At 40.4% G+C, this 21,818-nt stretch carries 24 protein-coding genes, 1 rRNA gene and 1 other annotated feature; all 25 genes read right to left on the reverse strand.

The features are described from left to right. Positions 1–208: 208 nt before the first annotated feature. Complete coding sequence (locus tag BMZ31_RS19145; protein WP_090833522.1) at positions 209–808, reverse strand: class I SAM-dependent methyltransferase; 600 nt, start codon at positions 806–808, stop codon at positions 209–211. A 134-nt stretch (positions 809–942) separates the two neighbouring features. Next, entirely contained in the window at positions 943–1,302 is a 360-nt protein-coding gene (rplL, locus tag BMZ31_RS19150) for a 50S ribosomal protein L7/L12 (protein WP_090833523.1), read from the reverse strand. A 58-nt stretch (positions 1,303–1,360) separates the two neighbouring features. Next, positions 1,361–1,861: a 50S ribosomal protein L10 gene (gene rplJ / locus BMZ31_RS19155; RefSeq protein ID WP_090833524.1), complete on the reverse strand. Its 501-nt coding sequence runs from the start codon at positions 1,859–1,861 to the stop codon at positions 1,361–1,363. A gap of 32 nt (positions 1,862–1,893) precedes the next feature. Continuing rightward, positions 1,894–2,020, reverse strand: a sequence feature (ribosomal protein L10 leader region). A gap of 50 nt (positions 2,021–2,070) precedes the next feature. Beyond that, entirely contained in the window at positions 2,071–2,769 is a 699-nt protein-coding gene (gene rplA / locus BMZ31_RS19160) for a 50S ribosomal protein L1 (RefSeq protein WP_090833525.1), read from the reverse strand. A 109-nt stretch (positions 2,770–2,878) separates the two neighbouring features. Further along, positions 2,879–3,304, reverse strand: a complete 426-nt coding sequence (gene rplK / locus BMZ31_RS19165) for a 50S ribosomal protein L11 (protein ID WP_139205983.1) — start codon at positions 3,302–3,304, stop codon at positions 2,879–2,881. A 169-nt stretch (positions 3,305–3,473) separates the two neighbouring features. Then, positions 3,474–4,007, reverse strand: coding sequence for a transcription termination/antitermination protein NusG (gene nusG / locus BMZ31_RS19170; protein WP_090833527.1), 534 nt, complete (start codon positions 4,005–4,007; stop codon positions 3,474–3,476). Positions 4,008–4,208: 201 nt separating this feature from the next. Beyond that, positions 4,209–4,391, reverse strand: coding sequence for a preprotein translocase subunit SecE (gene secE, locus BMZ31_RS19175; protein WP_090833528.1), 183 nt, complete (start codon positions 4,389–4,391; stop codon positions 4,209–4,211). 49 nt (positions 4,392–4,440) lie between these two features. After that, the gene (rpmG, locus tag BMZ31_RS19180; RefSeq protein WP_090833529.1) at positions 4,441–4,590 is read right to left on the reverse strand and encodes a 50S ribosomal protein L33; all 150 of its coding nucleotides are present in this window, start codon (positions 4,588–4,590) and stop codon (positions 4,441–4,443) included. Positions 4,591–4,732: 142 nt separating this feature from the next. Continuing rightward, complete coding sequence (sigH, locus tag BMZ31_RS19185; protein ID WP_175478184.1) at positions 4,733–5,365, reverse strand: RNA polymerase sporulation sigma factor SigH; 633 nt, start codon at positions 5,363–5,365, stop codon at positions 4,733–4,735. A gap of 89 nt (positions 5,366–5,454) precedes the next feature. Further along, positions 5,455–5,964 carry an NYN domain-containing protein gene (locus BMZ31_RS19190; RefSeq protein ID WP_090833531.1) on the reverse strand — a complete coding sequence of 170 codons (510 nt, stop codon included), beginning with the start codon at positions 5,962–5,964 and terminating at the stop codon, positions 5,455–5,457. A gap of 2 nt (positions 5,965–5,966) precedes the next feature. Then, positions 5,967–6,707 carry a 23S rRNA (guanosine(2251)-2'-O)-methyltransferase RlmB gene (gene rlmB / locus BMZ31_RS19195; RefSeq protein ID WP_090833532.1) on the reverse strand — a complete coding sequence of 247 codons (741 nt, stop codon included), beginning with the start codon at positions 6,705–6,707 and terminating at the stop codon, positions 5,967–5,969. After that, positions 6,704–7,129, reverse strand: a complete 426-nt coding sequence (locus BMZ31_RS19200; RefSeq protein ID WP_090833533.1) for a Mini-ribonuclease 3 — start codon at positions 7,127–7,129, stop codon at positions 6,704–6,706. Before BMZ31_RS19200 ends, rlmB begins: the two co-directional genes overlap by 4 nt. Before the next feature lie 4 nt (positions 7,130–7,133). Further along, on the reverse strand, positions 7,134–8,531 hold the full coding sequence (gene cysS, locus BMZ31_RS19205) for a cysteine--tRNA ligase (protein WP_090833534.1): 1,398 nt from the start codon (positions 8,529–8,531) through the stop codon (positions 7,134–7,136). Further along, positions 8,512–9,171: a serine O-acetyltransferase gene (gene cysE, locus BMZ31_RS19210; RefSeq protein ID WP_090833535.1), complete on the reverse strand. Its 660-nt coding sequence runs from the start codon at positions 9,169–9,171 to the stop codon at positions 8,512–8,514. Before cysE ends, cysS begins: the two co-directional genes overlap by 20 nt. A gap of 353 nt (positions 9,172–9,524) precedes the next feature. Then, positions 9,525–10,982 (reverse strand): glutamate--tRNA ligase, encoded by a 1,458-nt coding sequence (gene gltX / locus BMZ31_RS19215; RefSeq protein WP_090833536.1) that lies wholly within the window; start codon positions 10,980–10,982, stop codon positions 9,525–9,527. 75 nt (positions 10,983–11,057) lie between these two features. Continuing rightward, the gene (gene ispF / locus BMZ31_RS19220; RefSeq protein ID WP_090833537.1) at positions 11,058–11,537 is read right to left on the reverse strand and encodes a 2-C-methyl-D-erythritol 2,4-cyclodiphosphate synthase; all 480 of its coding nucleotides are present in this window, start codon (positions 11,535–11,537) and stop codon (positions 11,058–11,060) included. Positions 11,538–11,548: 11 nt separating this feature from the next. After that, a complete protein-coding gene (gene ispD / locus BMZ31_RS19225; RefSeq protein WP_090833538.1) occupies positions 11,549–12,235 on the reverse strand; it encodes a 2-C-methyl-D-erythritol 4-phosphate cytidylyltransferase in 687 nt (228 codons plus the stop codon). Positions 12,236–12,254: 19 nt separating this feature from the next. After that, on the reverse strand, positions 12,255–13,343 hold the full coding sequence (locus BMZ31_RS19230) for a PIN/TRAM domain-containing protein (protein ID WP_090833539.1): 1,089 nt from the start codon (positions 13,341–13,343) through the stop codon (positions 12,255–12,257). A gap of 236 nt (positions 13,344–13,579) precedes the next feature. Then, positions 13,580–14,650: a DNA integrity scanning diadenylate cyclase DisA gene (gene disA, locus BMZ31_RS19235; protein ID WP_090833540.1), complete on the reverse strand. Its 1,071-nt coding sequence runs from the start codon at positions 14,648–14,650 to the stop codon at positions 13,580–13,582. Positions 14,651–14,653: 3 nt separating this feature from the next. Continuing rightward, complete coding sequence (gene radA / locus BMZ31_RS19240) at positions 14,654–16,033, reverse strand: DNA repair protein RadA (protein WP_090833541.1); 1,380 nt, start codon at positions 16,031–16,033, stop codon at positions 14,654–14,656. A gap of 148 nt (positions 16,034–16,181) precedes the next feature. Further along, entirely contained in the window at positions 16,182–18,623 is a 2,442-nt protein-coding gene (clpC, locus tag BMZ31_RS19245; protein ID WP_090833542.1) for an ATP-dependent protease ATP-binding subunit ClpC, read from the reverse strand. A 3-nt stretch (positions 18,624–18,626) separates the two neighbouring features. Beyond that, positions 18,627–19,709, reverse strand: a complete 1,083-nt coding sequence (locus BMZ31_RS19250) for a protein-arginine kinase McsB (protein ID WP_090833543.1) — start codon at positions 19,707–19,709, stop codon at positions 18,627–18,629. Between the two features lie 2 nt (positions 19,710–19,711). Next, positions 19,712–20,260, reverse strand: coding sequence for a protein-arginine kinase activator protein McsA (locus BMZ31_RS19255; RefSeq protein ID WP_090833544.1), 549 nt, complete (start codon positions 20,258–20,260; stop codon positions 19,712–19,714). A gap of 29 nt (positions 20,261–20,289) precedes the next feature. Beyond that, a complete protein-coding gene (locus BMZ31_RS19260; RefSeq protein ID WP_090833545.1) occupies positions 20,290–20,751 on the reverse strand; it encodes a CtsR family transcriptional regulator in 462 nt (153 codons plus the stop codon). Between the two features lie 826 nt (positions 20,752–21,577). Beyond that, positions 21,578–21,694, reverse strand: a 5S ribosomal RNA gene (rrf, locus tag BMZ31_RS19265). Positions 21,695–21,818: the final 124 nt, after the last annotated feature.

Raw genomic sequence — 21,818 nt, forward strand, 5'->3', positions numbered from 1 at the left:
ACGAAAGAAATTTCTTCCTTTCATAAGACAAAAAGAAAAAGGGTTTTTTTACTCAAAAACCACATTTTCACATTTTGAACTATTATTTTGTCATCTTTTCCGTTTAAACCCATTTTTATACAATGTTTTTTACACTTATGTAGGAATAATCCGGAAAATATTATGTTGGCATTTTATAATATTAACATATTGACAATTGGCAGTCAAATTATTTTATAGCCTTGATGACAAAATACCCTTTACTTTTATCAACAACTTCTACTTCGCAAAAAAGGCTATTCAGCTTCTCCACAGCAGAAGGTGCTCCTTGTTTCTTCTGAATGACAACCCACAGTTCCCCTGCACTCGCAAGAGCTTCGTGACTTTGTTCGAAAATTTCATGAACCGTTTGCTTTCCAGCACGGATCGGCGGATTTGTTAGGATCGCCGCAAAGCCTTTTTCTTCAACTCCGGTTAGTCGATCGCTTTCGTAAATCTTCACATTCGAGATTTGGTTTGAATGTGCATTTTCTTTTGCAAGACTTAACGCACGTTCATTCACATCAACCATGTGCAATGTGCGATCTTCATAATGTTTTGCTAACGAAAGACCAATCGGCCCATAGCCACACCCAACATCAAGAATCGGCCCATCCAAATTCGGCAGTTCAAAAGCTTCTATTAGAAGTCTTGAGCCAAAATCCACTTCTTTTTTCGAGAACACACCATTGTCAGTCTTAAAACGCAATGTATGATCTTTTAATGTGAAACTCCAAAATTTCGGGTCACTATCAACCTTCTGAGTTCGTGAATAATAATGCTCAGCCATTACTTCATCTCCTAGAAAAGCTTAGAGCGCCGACCTCTCGACACTCCGAGCCAGATACAAATCTAACTCTGAAGCAAAGATATTTTTATAGTCAAAAAAAGCCCGCTTATACAGCGAGCTTTTTAATAGTTAGATTACTTAACTTCAACGTTAGCTCCAACTTCTTCAAGTTTAGCTTTGATTGCTTCAGCGTCTTCTTTAGATACGCCTTCTTTAAGTGCTTTTGGAGTGTTGTCAACAAGGTCTTTTGCTTCTTTAAGACCAAGACCAGTGATTTCACGTACAACTTTGATAACCTTGATTTTTTGATCGCCAGCGCCAGCAAGGATAACGTCAAATTCAGTTTTTTCTTCAACTGCAGCACCAGCTACAGCACCCATTGCTACTGGAGCAGCAGCAGTTACGCCGAATTCTTCTTCGATTGCTTTTACTAGGTCGTTAAGTTCTAAAACAGTCATGCTTTTAACTGCTTCAATGATTTGTTCTTTAGTCATGATATATTTTCCTCCTTGAAATAGGTTAGTTTTTTTGGTTTAAAACGAGTATACAAGATTAAGCGCCTTGTTCTTCTTTCTGTTCTGCAACTGCTTTTGTAACAAGAGCAAGATTGCGGATTGGAGCTTGAAGAACGCTGAGTAACATAGAAAGTAAACCTTCGCGTGATGGAAGTTCAGCAAGAGCTTTCACTTCTTCAACAGTCGCAACGTTACCTTCGATTACACCTGCTTTGATTTCAAGAGCTTGGTGCTTCTTAGCGAAGTCATTCAAGATTTTAGCTGGTGCTACTACATCCTCGTTACTGAATGCGATCGCGTTCGGGCCAGTTAAAGCACCGTTTAGACCTGTAAGCTCAGCAGCTTCAGCAGCACGACGAGTCATAGAGTTTTTGTAAACTTTGAAATCGATGCCCGCTTCACGAAGTTGTTTACGAAGTTCAGTTACTTCAGAAACAGTAAGACCACGGTAATCAACAACAATTGTTGATACGCTAGACTTTAACTTCTCGGAGATTTCATCAACGATTTGTTTTTTCATTTCAATTACATTGCTCATCTTTACACCTCCTGTGATTAAGTGCATTCATACCAGGCAAACAAAAACCTCCACATCGAGCAGACATGGAGGCAGCATACAATAATAATATCGTATTACCTCGGCAGGATATTAAGCTTATACAGCACCTACTGTCTACGGTACAAATGTTTATTTATTTAAACAACAAAATAGATTATATAAAATCTATCTTTAATTGTCAATTACTATTATCTTACAGTTACAGAAGAAGGGTCAACTTTAACGCCAGGTCCCATTGTTGAAGTAACAGTAACGTTCTTCATGTAAGTTCCTTTTGCTGCAGCAGGCTTCACTTTTACCATTGTATCGAAAATAGTGTTGAAGTTTTCAACAAGCTTTTCGTTTTCGAAAGAAGCTTTTCCGATAGGAACGTGAATGTTACCAGCTTTGTCAACACGGTATTCAACTTTACCAGCTTTGATTTCGTTAACAGCTCTAGTTACATCAAATGTAACAGTACCTGTCTTAGGGTTTGGCATTAAGCCTTTAGGTCCTAGAACGCGTCCAAGCTTACCAACTTCACCCATCATGTCTGGAGTAGCAACGATAACATCGAACTCAAACCAACCTTGTTGGATTTTAGTGATGTATTCTGCATCGCCAACATAGTCTGCACCAGCAGCTTCTGCTTCTTTAATTTTTTCACCCTTAGCGAATACTAAAACGCGTTGAGTTTTACCAGTACCGTTTGGAAGCACAACTGCTCCACGGATTTGCTGGTCAGCTTTCTTAGGGTCAACCCCAAGACGGAATGCCACTTCAAGAGTTGCATCAAATTTAGCGAAGCTAGTTTTCTTCGCAAGATCGATTGCTTCTGCGATTGGATAAGCAGTTGCGCGATCTACAAGCTTTGCAGCTTCTAAATACTTCTTACCTTTTTTAGCCATTGTAATTTCCTCCTAGATTGTGGTTTTAACGGATTTACCTCCCACGAATAAAGGTTGCGAGTGAAAGACTTCAACTACGCAACCTCAATCAGACCTATGCAACAAACAATTAGTCTTCGATAACAATACCCATGCTGCGAGCAGTACCTTCAACCATACGCATAGCCGCTTCTACGCTAGCTGCGTTAAGGTCAGGCATTTTCTGTTCAGCAATCTCGCGTACCGTACCACGCTTAACTGTTGCTACTTTATTACGGTTTGGTTCACCAGAACCAGACTGGATTCCAGCTGCTACCTTCAAAAGAACTGCAGCAGGAGGAGTTTTCGTAATAAATGTAAATGAACGGTCTTCGAATACCGTAATTTCAACAGGAATGATTAGTCCAGCTTGATCAGCTGTACGAGCATTAAATTCCTTACAGAATCCCATGATGTTAACACCGGCTTGACCTAGTGCAGGTCCAACTGGTGGTGCTGGGTTAGCTTTACCAGCAGGGATTTGCAATTTTACCATCTTAATTACTTTTTTAGCCACGAGACACACCTCCTTAAAGTCCGTGATGTGGTAATAGGGGATTCCCCTCCCACTCAACAAAAGTCTTTATGTGAAAATAAAGAACTTGACATATCACCGTCAATTGTCCAAGACATACTGACCTATGAAATATTAACATTTTTTAAAATGTATTTCAAGTTTTTTTCAATTATAATTTATCAATTTGTGTAAAATCAAGTTCAACCGGCGTATCGCGACCGAACATATTTACAAGTACTTTCAATTTGGACTTATCTTTATCCATCTCTTCAATAGTACCTGTAAAGTTAGCAAACGGCCCTTCTTTTACCGTAACTGTTTCGCCGATTTCATAGTTATGGTCGACTCTCTTTTCTTCCACGCCCATACGCTTCAGAATCATGACTACTTCTTCAGGTAAAAGAGCGGTTGGCTTTGAACCAGAACCTGCAGATCCTACGAAGCCTGTTACACCTGGCGTATTACGAACAACATACCAAGAATCGTCTGTCATGACGATTTCAACAAGTACATAGCCCGGAAATACTTTCTTCTTTGTCACTTTTTTCTTACCATTTTTGAAATCTGTTTCTTCTTCTTCCGGTACTACTACACGGAAGATTTTATCTTGCATTCCCATAGATTCAACACGTTTCTCTAAGTTCGCTTTAACCTTGTTCTCATAACCAGAGTACGTATGAACAACATACCAATTCTTTTCCATTCAAGAGGACTTGAGCGTCCGTCCCTCCCTGTATATATTCATTATTTTTTAAAAGTCTATCTTTCGGACTTTACTAGTTGTGCAGTTTCAGAATTACTAAGTTGTCTTATGACACTTTCTGAGCCAAATGAAAAAACCCGTTAAACGGGCTTTGAAGTCATTTCCTGTACTATTTTCCATTATACCATGAGTGGCACGGTGTTATTCAAGAATTAAACGAATCAATTCAGAAATTCCTAAATCAAGTACTGCAAAGAAAATAGCAAAAAAGGCAACAGTGGATAAAACGGTAATCGTTGAGCGTGTTAACTCACTGCGTTTAGGCCAACTTACCTTTCTCATTTCGCGAACGACATCGCTGAAGAAACTTGTTATACGTTGCATTCTGAAACCCCCAACTATCGCAATAGCATAATTTTAATCTATGAAAGATTCACTTTGTTTCTCGGTGAACCGTTTGACTACCACATGATTTACAAAACTTCTTCAATTCTAGCCTTTCAGGGCTTGTCTGCTTATTCGTTGTAGTGGAGTAATTTCTTGATCCACAATCACTGCAAGCAAGTGTAACTTTTTTGTTCATTACTGACACCTTCTAAAATACCAAGTTTTATGTCTTAAAAACTTTAACACGGCACCTATTTAATGTCAATAACGCTTAAAACTAGAATTCTCTAAATTCTAAGCGTTTTCAAATGCTGGATAAAATTAAACCTCTTGCAAGGTTAATGTGAAAACTCTCTTACTTCCAAATATCTTTCAAGCTTGCGTTTGACACGCTGAAGGGCATTGTCAATCGATTTGACATGACGGTTCAATTCCTCTGAGATTTCTTGATATGACTGCCCATCCAAATATAAAGAGAGAACTTTTCTTTCAAGGTCGCTGAGAAGTTCCGTCATCTTATCTTCAATGTTATCAAACTCTTCTTGACTGATAATCAATTGTTCAGGATCGAGCACTTTCGCGCCGGAAAGAACATCCATCAGAGTTCTGTCGGATTCTTCGTCATAAATCGGCTTGTCCAGTGAGACATAAGAATTCAAAGGTATATGTTTTTGCCTTGTAGCAGTCTTAATTGCGGTAATAATTTGTCTGGTAATGCACAATTCCGCGAATGCCTTAAAAGAAGTAAGCTTGTCCTCTTTAAAGTCACGAATCGCTTTATACAACCCGATCATGCCTTCTTGAACTATATCTTCTTTATCGGCACCAATAAGAAAGTATGACCTGGCTTTAGCACGAACGAAATTGCGATACTTATGAATTAAGAAATCCAATGCGTCACTTTCACCTTTATGCACCAAATCTACCAATTCTTCGTCTTCGAGCATTTGATATCTCTCAGTATTTTTCATCCTGAAGTCCGAAATCACCCAGATTCCCCCCGCCCGCAAAAACATAGATAATAATAGTATACAGCAGGCCTTTTTTAAGCGTCAATAAGTCATTGCTTTCCTCTGCGCCATTTTTCAAAAATTTCTGCCACTTCATTACTTAAAGGAATTTTGGAAACTGGTTTCTTCTCCTGAATGACCTTTACGCTTTTTTCAATGCCCTTTTCAATACTTTCCATCTCTGTCAGCAATTCACGAGCAGATATTCTCAATGCTCCCTGTCCAAAAATAACCCATTGCTCCGTAAAGTCTGAGGTAGCGACATGTATTTGCGTTCTTCGGTTATTCATATCAATCGCTAGTTTTTCAATCCGCTCATCCGCCGATTCATTTTCTCGTGTGAAGATAACTTCGATTTTATGGTTCTTATACTTCTTTTCGATTCCTTGGACATAATGGGCATCAAATACAACGATGACTTTAAAACCTGAATATCCTTGGTATTCTGCCATTTTTTCTATAAGCCTGTCCCTGGCGGCAGCTAAATCCTTCTCCTTTAGCTGCCGCAGTTCTGGCCAAGCACCAATGATGTTGTAACCGTCAACAAGCAGGATATCCATGCTTATCCCTCTAGCGGATGGCGTTTCCGGTAGACCTCATACATTAGTAATGCAGCCGCAACGGACGCATTTAATGATGTAACATGTCCTACCATTGGCAAATGAATGAGGAAATCGCATTTCTCGCGGATTAATCGTCCCATCCCTTTACCTTCACTGCCAATGACCAATCCTAAAGGCATCGTTCCATCAAAACGACGGTAATCCTGACTTTGTCTAGCATCTGTTCCGGCAATCCAAACGCCGCGTTCCTTTAATTCATCGATCGTTCTTGCCATGTTCGTCACTCGAACAACGGGGATATGTTCGATTGCACCTGTAGAAGCTTTAGCCACTGTTGATGTCAAACCAACTGCACGGCGTTTTGGAATGATGATTCCGTGAGCACCTACCGAGTCGGCTGTTCGCATAACTGAACCGAGATTATGCGGATCTTCAATTTCATCAAGTAAAATAAAGAATGGTGCTTCATTACGTTTCTCGGCGATGGCAAATAAATCGTCCAACTCAGCATATTCGTAAGCCGCAATATATGCTAGTACACCTTGATGATTTTCAGTTACTTGATCAATTTTCTTCTTAGGTACAAACTGAACCAATACTTTTGCCTCTTTAGCGAGCTCGATGACTTGTTGCATTTGCCCTCGTTGTGAACCTTCTGCTATTAGGATTTTATTAATATCACGTTCTGACTTAAGCGCCTCAATAACAGGATTTTTGCCGGTAATAAAGTCTTGGCTCATTTTGCTCCTCCTCCTTGATTGTTTTCAACAAACTCAAAAGAACACACTACTAAATCTTTCAAACGTTCTTCCTGTCCCGATAGATATAAATGTCCAATTAGCGCCTCAAATGCTGTACTGTAACGATATGTTTGCACGTCTGTATTTTTTGGTACAGAACCGGACTTTGCATTTCTCCCTCTTTTTACCACTGCCATTTCCACTTCACTCAACATTTCTAAATCCAGCATGTGAAAGAGAATTTGTGATTGTGCTTTTGCTGAAACATATCTTGTCCCAGCTCTGTGTAACTGATTTGGCTTGACTTGTCCACTTTGCAGAAGGTGATGCCTTACATAATTTTCAAAAACGGCATCACCCATATAAGCCAAAGCTAAGCTGTTTAGCTGTTTTTCATCAATCTTGTTTTCGTAATGAAGCATTCACTTAGCCTCTTTTCCATCTTGGTCCTTGCGGAGTATCTTCAAGTATGATGTTCATATCTTTTAATTGATCACGGATTTGGTCAGCAAGCTTGAAATCACGGTCTTTACGAGCCTGAATTCTTTTCGCGATCAAGGCATCGATCTCTTCATCAAGCAACTCTTCACCTTTTAATTCGATTCCAAGTACTTTCAATAAATCTTCGAATTCTTTTAAGAAGGCATCGATTACATCGATATCCGTATTCTTTTCCATCACATAATAATTTGCCAACTTAGATAGTTCAAATAATACTGAAATAGCATTAGCTGTATTAAAATCATCGTCCATTTCAACGATAAATTGATCGTGCAAAGCAGTAATCTTATCTTTCCACTCTTGACTGTCTTCAGCAAGATTCACACTAGTTTCTTTTCTGTGTTTAAGGTTTTGATAGGAAGTTGTTATCCGTTCAAAAGCAGCAAGAGTATTTTCCAAAAGCTCTTCACTGTAATTAATCGGATTACGATAATGAACAGAGAGCATAAAGAACCTTAGCACCTGCGGATCATGAATCTTAATGATGTCATGCACAAGGACGAAATTACCGAGTGATTTAGACATCTTTTCGTTGTCGATATTAATATAGCCGTTGTGCATCCAATAATTTGCGAAAGTTTTCCCCGATAAAGCTTCTGACTGCGCAATCTCATTTTCATGGTGAGGGAAGGTTAAATCCTGACCACCAGCATGGATATCGATCGTATCGCCAAGATATTTTTTCGCCATCGCCGAGCATTCAATATGCCAACCAGGTCTTCCTTGACCCCATGGGCTTTCCCAAGCAATTTCACCTACTTTAGCCGCTTTCCACAAGGCAAAATCCAGTGCATCCTGCTTTTTCTCCCCAACTTCAATCCTTGCCCCTAATCGCAATTCTTCAATCGGCTGGTGAGAAAGCTTTCCATACCCCTCAAACTTTCTTGTTCTAAAATAAACATCACCTTGAGATTCGTATGCGAAATCTTTTTCGATAAGTTTTTCAATAAATTCAATAATGATATCCATACTTTCCATTACACGCGGATGGGCATCAGCCTTTTTGCATCCCAGAGCAGATACGTCCTCAAAATAGGCGTTGATGAATTTCTCTGCAATCGTGGGAACGTCCGTACTCAGTTCATTCGCAACACGGATCAACTTATCGTCAACATCTGTAAAATTAGAGATGTATTGAATTTCATAACCTCTGAATTCAAAGTAGCGACGGACCGTATCGAACACAATTGCCGGACGTGCATTTCCTATGTGAATATAATTGTAGACAGTCGGTCCGCACACATACATTTTCACTTTCCCTTCTTCAAGGGGCTTGAACGTTTCCTTTTGTCGAGTAAGCGTATTATATAATTGAATGGCCATTGGCTTTGCTCCTTTCATCTTCCAATTCTTTTTTTAATTGCATAACTTGTTCTTCAAGCGCTTTAAAACGATCTGCTGTAGGGTCGGGAAGATCGCAATGATTGAGATCGCGATTGATTCTTCTGCCATCCCTAATGACTACTTTACCCGGTACCCCAACGACCGTTGAATTTGGCGGCACATCTTTCAATACGACTGAACCGGCACCAATCTTGGAATTCTCTCCGATTGTAATGGAGCCTAAAACTTTAGCACCCGTTGCAATCAAAGCATTATCAAGAATCGTAGGATGCCGTTTCCCTTTTTCTTTTCCTGTTCCCCCGAGTGTCACACCTTGAAAGACAGTAACATTATTTCCTATTTCACATGTTTCCCCAATTACAACACCCATACCGTGGTCAATAAAAAAACGACGGCCAATCTTGGCACCAGGATGTATTTCTATTCCAGTAAGAAACCTACTTACCTGGGAAATAACTCGAGCAATAAAAAAGAATTTCCGCTTGTAAAACGCATGTGCAAGCCGATGTGCCCAGATGGCATGCAAACCAGAATAAGTTAGGATTACCTCCAAATAGGTGCGGGCTGCCGGGTCTTGGTCAAACACAACCTCTATGTCTTCTTTGAGTTTCTTAAACATTGTGATCCTCCTCTCTTTTCTTGAATACAAAAAAGCGCCTCTGTCAATTGACAGAGACGCTTTAGGCGCGGTTCCACTCTGATTGGACATGTACTTGTACGTTATTGAAACGCAGAAGCCACGATCCCAGCTTTAACCTGTTAACGGAAGGAGTCCGCCCAAGTCTACTAAGAAAGGTCTGCTTTCTTTTCAATATGGGGCTCTGAGGCGCATTTCAGAAATACGAGAGGCATGAACCACTTTCAGCCGGTGATGGTTCTCTCTTTAAAGCATCGTCTTCCTACTTTTCCTCATCTACACTTTAATCGTATAAATTTGAATTACTATTACTATATTACATTTTCTTCAATATGTTAACCAATAATTTTGCTTAATCGGTCCATGATTTTTTCTTTGCCTAAAAGTACGATCGCCTGTGGTAGGTCTGGTCCGTGCGTTTGACCAGTTGTCGCCACACGAATTGGCATAAATAGGTTCTTCCCTTTTTGACCAGTAGCTTTTTGAACAGCCTTCATTGCAGCTTTAATGTCATCCGCTTGAAGAACTGACAGTTGCTCAAGTTCAGAGTAAAACGCCTTTAATACTTCAGGCACCTGTTCCCCTGCCATTACTTCTTTCGCTTCTTCGTCATATTCTGCTTCATCTTGGAAGAATATATCCGTTAAGCCAACGATTTCTGCGCCAAAGCTCATTTTTTCTTGATAAAGAGCAATCAGATTGCGTACCCATTCATTCTCTTGTTCCGTCATTTCCATGCTCGCGCGTCCAGCTTTTACAAGATGAGGCAGTGCCATCTCTACTACACGGTCAAGGTCCACTTTTTTCATATACTGGTTATTCATCCATGCAAGCTTCTGCTGGTCAAATAATGCAGGGGATTTTGATAAGCGGCTTGCATCGAAGATCTCAATGAATTGTTCTTTTGAGAATAACTCTTCTTCCCCAGCAGGAGACCATCCAAGCAATGTGATGAAGTTGAAAAGTGCTTCTGGAAGGTAACCAAGCTCTTCGTATTGCTCGATAAATTGAATGATGGATTCATCCCTTTTGCTTAGCTTTTTGCGGCTCTCGTTCACAATCAATGTCATATGACCGTAATGAGGTGTTTCCCATCCTAATGCTTCAAAGACCATTAGTTGTTTTGGAGTGTTCGTAATATGGTCATCACCACGTAGAACATGTGAAATCTTCATTAAGTAATCATCAATTGCTACTGCATAGTTATAAGTTGGTGTTCCGTCTTTTTTGACCATGACCCAGTCACCAATACCGTCTGATTCAAAAGAAACATTCCCCTTAACCATATCTTCAAAAGTATAAACTTTACCTGCAGGCACTAGGAATCGAATACTTGGCTGACGGCCTTCGTCTTCTAAACGCTGTCTATCTTCAGAGGTCAAATGGCGGCACTTGCCGGAATACTTAGGCATTTCACCCTTTGCCGTCTGCTCTTCACGCTCTGCTTCGATTTCCTCTTCCGTACAATAACACTTATAGGCAGAGCCTTCTTTGAGCATTTTTGTATAGTATTCTTCATAAAGATGGTTTCTTTCGGATTGTCGATATGGCCCGTATTCGCCGCCTACATCAACACTTTCGTCCCAATCCATTCCAAGCCATTTCAAATATTTAAGCTGGCTTTCCTCGCCGCCTTCAATATTTCTTTTCTTATCTGTATCTTCAATACGGATAATGAATTTCCCACCCTTATTGCGGGCAAATAAGTAATTAAAAAGTGCTGTTCTTGCGTTTCCGATATGTAAATGTCCAGTTGGACTAGGAGCATAACGTACACGAACTTCGTTTGACATAAAAAATCCCCCTAAACTAATGCTTCAATTGTGAATACATTTTAACATGACAGATGAAAAAGACATACCCGTCCGTTAATCTTTCTTCTTTAACAGCACTGCTACTTGAGAGGCAATTCCTTCTCCTCTTCCCGTAAAACCAAGCTTTTCTGTAGTTGTCGCTTTTACATTCACTTGGCTTGGAGATGCTTCCAACAATTCTGCAATTCTTTCCTGCATTTGTGTAATATAAGGTGCCATCTTTGGCATTTGAGCGATGATCGTACAATCCGCATTAACCAGCTCATATCCTTTTTCTTTCACAATTCCCCATACATGTTCCATTAATTTTGCAGAGTCGGCATCCTTGAAATTTGGGTCGGTGTCAGGAAAATGCCTGCCGATATCACCCTCACCAATCGCACCTAGACACGCATCCGCTACTGTATGCAAAAGCACGTCAGCATCAGAATGCCCAAGTAAGCCTTTCTCATACGGTATTGTTATTCCACCAATGATCAGCGGTCTACCCTCCGTCAATTGGTGAACATCGAAGCCTTGTCCAATTCTATACATGTTGTCGCCTCCTATTGAGCACCGCTCTTCTTCATGATCGCTTCGGCAAAATATAAATCTTCCGGCGTCGTTAACTTGATATTATCATAGTCACCTTCGACTACGAAGACACTTGTTCCCATTCTTTCAACGAGACTAGCGTCATCTGTACCCAGAAAATCATCATGATCCGCCTGATGATGTGCTTCAAGAATCAATGAAAAACGAAAAGCCTGCGGGGTTTGTACGGCCCACAAGCTAGATCGTTCAACGGTTTCCACTACTTCATCATTTTGAACTTTCTTAATCGTATCTTTTACCGGAACTGCGACGAGAGAGGCTCCTTCTTGTTCTGCTTTTAAAACAAGCTTATGGATCATCTCCTGCTTAATGAAAGGTCTTGCTCCATCGTGCACAAGAACAATGACTTCACCTTTCAAAGTTTTCAGTGCTTCAAACACACTGTGTTGTCGCTCTTTTCCACCTGGAACAAGAGCCACTACCTTTTGAATCGAATAAGCTTGTAAAAGCTCCTTCAGTTCCGCTTCATCATGAGGATTAATGGCTAATATGACACTCTCACACTGTTCATCAGCTTCAAAAACCCTTAGTGTGTGAATGAGTACAGGGATAGAATCAAGTTCAAGCAAAAGCTTGTTCTTCCCTGCCCCCATTCTTTTCCCCTGGCCGGCCGCCGGGATGATGACTTTGTAAGACATAATGAATCTCCAATCTTTATTACAAAGCTTTTTCTAATAGTTTAGGTTTGGCAAAAATCATTCTTCCGGCTGATGTTTGTAAGACACTCGTAACGAGTACATCAATTCTTTTACCAATAAATTCTCTGCCATCCTCGACAACGATCATCGTACCGTCATCTAAATAGGCAACACCTTGATGGTGCTCTTTTCCGTCTTTAATCACTTGCACATTCATTTCCTCGCCCGGAAGGACAACTGGTTTAACAGCATTTGCTAAATCGTTAATATTTAATACTGCTACACTTTGAAATTCACATACTTTATTCAAGTTAAAATCGTTTGTAACCACGACACCGTCAGTGAGTTGTGCAAGTTTTACTAATTTGCTATCCACCTCTTGCACGTCCTCGAAGTCCTGCTCGTGTATCTCAACATTGATCGTCAGTTCTTTCTGAATGCGATTTAAGATATCGAGCCCTCTTCGACCACGGTTACGCTTCAAAACATCTGAAGAATCAGCGATATGCTGAAGTTCTTCCAAAACAAATCTCGGGATGACAATCGTTCCTTCAAGGAAACCCGTTTGACAAATATCAGCGATGCGACCATCAATAATGACACTAGTATCCAATATTTTGAGCGTGTTTTTTGCAGGGTTATCCGGTTCTTCTTCATTGTGCTTCTTTTTAGTCGTGCGGTTTGGAAACAGGCTTAACAGTTCATCGCGCTTTTTCATACCTACCTGAAACCCAAGATAACCAAAAAGCAGAGTTAACAAAATAGGAGCCACGGTATTTACTACTGGTACCTCTATTGCATTCAACGCAAAACCGATCAAAAAAGCAACAAACAAACCGAGAACCAAACCGAAACTTCCAAAAAGGACGTCCGTAACAGGGGTCCTTATCAAGGATTCCTCGACCCATTTCACAAAATTGACTACATAATCAATTGCCCAAAAAGTAATAAAATAAAAAATGATTGCACCTAAAACAGCCGTGATATAAGGGTTGTTGATAAAAACGATGTCATCAATTTTCATTAATGTTAATACTTCCGGAATTAAAAAGATCCCAAGCGTCCCTCCGATAATCAGGAAGCTGGCTTGAACAATACGTCTTAGCATTCCTTCACCTCCTTCTACTCATTATAAACAAATTACTAAAATCGAAACCTTTGAAATTGCATTTTCTTTTTTTATGAATATCCTCCCTATTTCTACCTACGAAAAGTTTGGAGATTAACTACTTTGGAAGCTTTTATGCAGAATCTAATGCATTACAGTTTTAGGGTAGCACCGCCAAAAACCTGTGTCAAACTTCTGTCGCTTTACATGTATTAATTGCATATTTAAAGGTGATATCATCGTCGGTCGGTCATTAAACGCTCTTTTACGAGCTTTAATCCTTCCTTGATTTTCTTCGCCCTCACTTCTCCGATACCTTCCACGTCATCTAAATCCTCGACCGTTGCTACTAGTATTTTCGGGAGTTGATCAAACCGATTAATCAAGTTTTCAATGATGACCATAGGAAGTCGAGGAATCTTATGTAGAATGCGATATCCACGTGGACATTTCCCTTCGTCTAAGGGTACATATCCATTATAACCAAGGAGCTTTAAGAGAGCCGTATCCTCAATCACACTTCCATTTGACATGTTCTGCATTTTCTTTAAGACTTCTTTTGCTTTTACATCACGATCTGAAGCGTAATCTTTAATAATCAGAAGAGCTTCTTCCTCTAAATCTGTAAGAATTTCATTCATCTGCAGACGAATCAGTCTGCCTTCAATTCCAAGCTCATTCAAGTATGAGAGCAATTCATTTTTGATTTTCAGCACCATTTCAAATCGATGCAAGACGAGTAAGATATCGTTATAGGTAACAAGTTCCTCAAACTCTAAAATGCTTAAATTTAATATGCTTTGTTCCATCACTGCTTTATACTTCTCTAGAGTTTGGATTGCTTGATTGGCCTTCGTAAAGATGACCCCAATATCCTTCAATGCATAGCGGAAATTACCTTGGTAAAGCGTAATCACATTCCGGCGTTGAGATATGGCAATAACAAGCGATTTTGTTTGACGTGCTACACGTTCAGCCGTACGGTGGCGCATTCCGGTTTCAGTTGAAGGAATTTGTGAATCAGGAGCAAGCTGGGCATTAGCAAATAATATCTTATTCCCTGCATCATTCAAGATAATAGCGCCATCCATTTTGGCTAGTTCATATAGAAAACTTGGAGAAAAAGCACAATTAATCTGAAATCCCCCATCCACCAAGCTTTTCACTTTTTCGTTATAACCAATGACAATCAGTCCACCTGTGTTGGCCCTTAGTACATTATCAATTCCTTCCCGAATGGGTGTTCCCGGCGCAATAAATTGCAACACTTCACTAACTGTTTGTTCTCCAAGCTTCCTATTCTCCATCTTTTACCCTCCCAATGCTGCTATGAGTGCCTCACTGACAGATGTTACTCCAACTAGCTTTATTCCTTTAGGGGCTGTCCAGCCACCTAAATTATTTTCTGGTAAAATCACTCTTTCAAAACCAAGCTTAGCCGCTTCTTGAACACGTTGTTCAATGCGCGACACCCTTCTTACTTCTCCAGTTAGGCCAACCTCACCGATAATACAATCCGTTGCACGTGTAGGCTTATCACGGAAACTCGAAGCAATGCTCACTGCGATGGCCAAATCGATAGCGGGTTCATCCAGCTTGACTCCACCTGCTACTTTTAGATACGCATCTTGATTCTGTAGGAGCATCCCTACCCTTTTTTCTAAGACAGCCATCAGGAGTGGTACGCGATTATGATCAATTCCGGTAGCCATTCTTCTCGGATTCCCAAAACTCGTCGGTGATATTAATGCTTGTATTTCGACAAGGACAGGACGGGTTCCTTCCATTGACGCCACAACAGTTGAACCTGCAGCTCCTTGAGAACGTTCTTCAAGGAAGATCTCTGAAGGATTGGCGACTTCTTCAAGCCCCAGTTCTTTCATTTCAAAAATACCCATTTCATTCGTTGAACCAAAACGGTTTTTCACCGCTCTAAGTATCCGATATGTATGATGACGTTCTCCTTCAAAGTACAAAACCGTATCAACCATATGTTCGAGCAATCTAGGCCCAGCAATGGAACCTTCTTTCGTAACATGTCCAACAATAAAGACAGCAATTCCTTTTGTTTTTCCAATCCTCATCAACTCAGCGGTACATTCCCTTACTTGTGAAACGCTTCCGGGAGCTGAAGTGACTTCTGGATGAAAGATCGTTTGAATTGAATCGATAATGACGATTCCAGGATTCACTTCTTCGATCGTTTTATTTATCTCATCAAGATTCGTTTCTGAATATACAAGTAGATTTTTAGAAGAAATACCTAGTCGATCAGCTCTCAATTTTGTCTGTCTTTGAGATTCCTCACCGGAGATATACAGAACCGTATGTTCCTTATCCGCTAATTGCGCAGACACTTGAAGAAGCAAAGTGGACTTTCCGATACCGGGGTCTCCTCCAATCAGGACAAGCGAGCCTTTCACGACTCCTCCACCGAGAACTCGATTGAGTTCGTTTAGATTGGTCGTAATCCTCGGTTCACTAACCGTTTCAATTGCCGTGATCGGTGTAGGTTTTGAAAGCAGTGCTGTTCCTTGTGAATGAGCAAACGCGCCTCTACGTGGTGAGCCAGTAACTTGTACTTCTTCGACCATCTTATTCCACACACCACAACCTGGACATTTACCCATCCATTTTGCTGATTCGTAGCCGCACTCTGAACACATGAACTTCGTTTTTCTTTTTGCCATGACAGCTCTCTACCTCTCATTTTAAAGCTTAATTTGATAACTCTATTATACGGGAAACATTCTTCCGCATAAAAGAAAAGAGGCACACGGATTACATTTTTCTCTCGTGTACCTCTCTGTTTGTCATGCTATATTACTTTCAAAAGAATTATTTTGCTGCTCCTGTCTTTTCAGCAGAACGGACAACAAATTCGTCATTATCAACGTCAATGACTACATTCTGGCCAGTAAGCACTGTACCCCTTAACAATTCCTCAGACAAGCGGTCTTCAATATGCTTTTGAATCGCTCGGCGCAACGGTCGTGCTCCATATTCAGGATCGTACCCTTCTTTAGCAATCTTTTCCTTGGCGGCATCTGTTAGTTCAAGCGTGATGTGCTGCTCATTCAAACGCTTAATTAGCTGGTCAGACATTAACGTAACGATTTGGTTAAGATGCTTTTTCTCTAATGAATGGAAAACGATCATTTCATCAATCCTGTTCAGGAACTCAGGACGGAATGCTTTTTTCATTTCCTCCATTACTTTACCCTTCATGTCTTTATAATCCTGTTCACCATCTTGAATATTGAAACCAACGTATTTATTGCGCTTCAACGCCTCTGCCCCAACATTCGATGTCATGATTAACACCGTATTGCGGAAATCCACTGTTCTACCTTTGGAATCCGTCAAGCGGCCATCTTCAAGCACTTGAAGTAAAATATTGAATACATCCGGATGGGCTTTTTCAATTTCATCCAGGAGAATAACGGAGTATGGCTTCCTGCGTACCTTTTCTGTTAACTGGCCGCCCTCTTCGTAACCTACATATCCTGGAGGAGAACCTACTAATCTTGAAGTCGAATGCTTCTCCATATACTCTGACATATCGATTCGAATCATCGCATCCTCGTCGCCAAACATTGCTTCAGCAAGGGCGCGCGCAAGCTCCGTTTTACCTACACCTGTTGGACCTAGGAAGACAAATGAACCGATTGGACGTTTTGGATCCTTTAAACCTGCACGTGCACGACGCACGGCTTTAGCAACGGCCTTAACTGCTTCTTCCTGACCAATCAAGCGTGAATGTAGGATATCCTCAAGATTGAGCAGTTTTTCCGTTTCCGTTTGTGCCAGTCTTGATACTGGAATTCCTGTCCAGCTAGATACGACATTAGCAATATCTTCAACGGTTACTTCTGTGTTTTCTTTACCTTGTTTTTCTTTCCAATTCTTTTTCGTTTCTTCCAACTGTTCACGAAGGCGCTGTTCTGTATCTCTCAAAGAAGCTGCCTTTTCAAATTCCTGGCTTTGCACAGAAGCATCCTTTTCTTTACGGACTTCATCTAGTTTTACCTCTAATTCTTTCAAATTTGGAGGTGTCGTATAGGAACGAAGACGTACCTTCGACCCTGCTTCATCGATTAAGTCAATCGCCTTATCAGGTAGGAAACGATCAGAAATGTAGCGGTCCGATAGTTTTACCGCAGCCTCGATGGCTTCATCAGTGATTGAAACACGGTGATGCGCCTCATAACGGTCACGAAGACCTTTTAAGATTTGGACGGACTCTTCACTATTTGGTTCATCTACACGAATTGGCTGGAAGCGACGCTCAAGCGCTGCATCTTTTTCAATATATTTTCTGTACTCATCCAATGTAGTAGCACCAATACACTGCAGTTCACCACGGGCAAGGGATGGCTTTAAGATATTGGATGCATCAATTGCCCCTTCAGCTCCACCTGCACCGATTAGCGTATGAAGCTCATCAATGAATAAGATGATATTTCCTGCTTGACGAATTTCATCCATTACTTTCTTTAATCGGTCTTCGAATTCACCGCGGTATTTAGTACCTGCTACAACAGTACCCATATCCAATGTCATAACGCGCTTATCTCGAAGAATCTCAGGCACTTCGTTATTTACAATCTGCTGTGCAAGACCTTCGGCAATCGCTGTTTTACCTACACCCGGTTCACCAATAAGAACGGGATTATTTTTAGTACGACGGCTCAATACTTCAATAACACGCTGAATTTCCTTACTTCGTCCAATTACCGGATCAAGGCTACCCTCACGAGCAATGGCAGTAAGATCCCTTGCAAGGCTATCCAATGTAGGAGTATTGGCACTAACCGATGTCCCGCTTTGATGACCGCCTGATTCATTGCTTCCGAGTAATTGAAGCACTTGTTGGCGTGCTTTGTTAAGACTGACACCCAGATTGTTCAAGACTCTGGCTGCAACACCTTCACCTTCTCTGATCAGTCCAAGAAGAATATGTTCAGTTCCAACATAAGAATGTCCAAGTTTACGAGCTTCGTCCATGGAAAGTTCAATGACTTTCTTTGCCCTTGGAGTATAATGAATCGTCTGAGTGGAATCTTGCCCTTTACCAATTAAGTTTTCTACTTCCTTCTGAATCTTTTCAGCTACCAGTCCTAGACCATACAATGCCTTAGCAGCAATTCCTTCTCCTTCTCGCACTAATCCTAAGAGAATATGTTCGGTTCCAATATTATTGTGTCCAAGACGGATGGCCTCCTCTTGAGCTAAAGCCAATACTTTCTGTGCTCTTTCAGTAAAACGTCCAAACATCATTGTCTATTCCTCCTCACTTTTTCTCTTTTCCATTTGCAATCGATCTCGAATTAAAGCAGCTCTTCGAATATCTCTTTCATGCGGCCGCAATGGACCTCCCGCATATTGCTGTAAAAAACCCGGTTGGGTTAAAATCATCAGTTCATTCAAGATGTTTTGGGATATATCCTTTATATACCCCATATCAATCCCTAGACGAACATCGGACAGGCAGCTAGCTGCTTCCTGCGTTTCAATGATTCGACTATTTGCAAGAGTTCCGTATGAACGGTATACTCTGTCTTCTAATTGTATGTTAGAAGTCTTCGCTAATGCTTCACGAGCTGTTCTTTCCTGCGAAATTAACTGACTAACTACGCTCAACAAGTCTTCAACGATATCTTCTTCCGATTTTCCTAAGGTAATTTGATTGGAAATTTGAAAGATGTTGCCTAGTGCCTCACTGCCTTCTCCGTAAATACCTCTTACCACCAAACCAAGCTGGTTAATCGCGGGTATGATTCTACTTATTTGCTGGGTCATGATGAGACCAGGTAAATGCATCATGACCGATGCTCGAAGTCCTGTTCCCACATTGGTCGGGCAACTCGTTAAGTAACCTATATTCTCATCAAAAGCAAATTGTATATCTTCTTCTAACCAATCATCCAGTTCATTCGCAGCTTCCAATGCTTCCATTAACTGAAACCCTGGGAATAAACATTGAATTCGTATATGATCTTCTTCATTTACCATAATACTTACTTCTTCATTTTCTGTTAAAAGACATGCTCCGTATGGACTATCTTCAGCTAAATGAGGACTGATTAAGTGTTTTTCCACTAATACTCGTTTCTGAAGGGGTTTTAGCTCATCCATCTTCAAGATTTCCATTCCACCATACTTTTGGAAATTCCCTTTTAATAGAAGGCCTTCCATTCTTGAAACAATTTTAACTGCTTCTTCATTGGATGCTAAAGTTGGGAACTTGTATTCTTGAAAGTTTCGTGCTAAACGAATGCGTGTACTTAACACGATATCTGCGTCAGGTCCTTCATTACTCATCCACGAACTGACTGCTTGATTCAAAAACTTTTCCAGCGACAAGCCTATTCCCCTCCTTCTTGGCCCTGTGTAAGCCTTTTTTCCAAGGAACGAATTTCATCGCGAATTTCTGCAGCTTTTTCAAACTCTTCATTTGTAATCAAATCTCTTAATTGGTGTTTCAAATTCTCAATGTTTTTACGGAGGTGTATATTACCACCGATTCTTTTAGGGATTTTGCCACTATGTGTCCAGTTTCCACTATGCAGCCTCTTTAAGATTGGCTTTAACTGAGCTTGAAAGTTATCATAGCAATCAGCACAGCCGAAGCGCCCGGCTTTAACAAACTGAGAATATGTTAAAGCACAACTTTCACATTGAAGGACTTTTTCTTGTTGAAAGGCTCCCTTTTGTGAAGGAGGGAATGATGAATTTACATTTAATAGCCCCGCCAGCAAGCTATGAATTGTGAACTCTGGACCGCCATTGATCATGAACATTTCGCCTTTTTCTTGTGCGCACTTCTCACAAAGATCAATTTCAGTTTTTTCTCCATTTAATATCTTTGTAAAATGAAGTGTAGCAGGCCTTTGATTACATTCTTGGCAAATCATTCATTATCACCTCTCACCTTGCATTTCATCTATTTATATTTCAATGCCGTCAGCATGGCGCGCAGCATTCTTGCTCTTAGCTCATCACGATAAGGTAGTTCAATATATAATACTGAACGGTCTATCACGCTTAGCATGATTTTTGCTTCCCTAGTCGTTACAACTTCTTCTTGAACTAACCTATAAATTACATCTTCCGCACTGCTTTGGCTGATTCTTGTCTGAATTAAGGCTAATAGTTGATCAATCAGGTGAGCCAAATCGTGTGACTGAACTTTCATGATGCGAATATATCCACCACCACCACGCTTACTTTCTACGATGTAACCTCTTTCAATCGTAAATCTCGTATTGATGACATAATTGATTTGTGAGGGGACACATTGAAACTTATCCGCAATTTCACTTCGTTTGATCTCGACTATCTCTCTGCTACTCATTTGTAATACATCTTTTAAATAGTTCTCTATGATATCGGAGATGTTCCTCATCTAACACCCTCCCAATCTGACTTTGACTATATTTGACATAAATTATACAAGAAATAGCTCTAAGTTTGCAACGACAATGATTTTGAAAAATTATATGTACGATAGTCGATTAAGTTCTGTTTTCACATTAGCCATTTTCGCCAAATTGAGAGAAAACTAATCTATATAAACTGAATTTTTTATACCCATCATACGGGTAAATCAAACAATGGTGACTGAATTATGGGTTTAAGGTAGTGAAGGGAACTTTAAGGAATTGTGAGTGAGTGTATGTGTTGGGAGTGCGATTGATGTTTTTATGATATCGTTGAGTGCGGATTTCACTTGGTGGAGGCGGTGAAAGGCGAGGTGGGTAGTGCATCTGAAACAGTTTGGGGGATTGTGTATTGAAACATTTTGAACAAGGAGATCACGCACCATAACCCATGCGGTAAAAACAAAGGACATATGCCCACATTATGCTTAAGAAACATTTTTTACGCGATTAAATTTTGAGATTGGAGGACACAATTTATTTTCAAGCGATAAGCACTGTGATAAAGGCTTATAAATGTATCAAGATAGATACTACTTTACTTAGAATTACCCCTTTAGGGCAGTAGATTTATTCGCCCAGCCGGTATTCTATTCATACAAACAATTTCAATTAATTCTTAAACGTAAATTCCCTTGAAATTGCGATCCATTTCTCCTGTTTTACGGGTCTTATAAATAAATCTATTAGGTACTAGTCCTGAAATTCCACCTTTTTCGAATCATACGGTCACACTCCTTTTGTACGTTTTCAAACAAAAAAAGAACAGCACAATGGCTGTTCTTTCAAATTGCCCGGCGGCGTCCTACTCTCACAGGGGGAGAGCCCCCAACTACCATCGGCGCTGAGAAGCTTAACTTCCGTGTTCGGTATGGGAACGGGTGTGACCTTCTCGCTATCGCCACCAGACTATTTTGTTTTTTGAGGTTCATTCCCTCAAAACTAGATAATGTTAGAAGAAGAGTAAAAACGAGTTCACCTTTTTAAATCTTTGACTTTGGTTAAGTCCTCGATCTATTAGTATCAGTCAGCT

The sequence above is a fragment of the Bacillus sp. cl95 genome, from assembly GCF_900115925.1.
Lineage (GTDB): Bacteria > Bacillota > Bacilli > Bacillales > Cytobacillaceae > Neobacillus_A.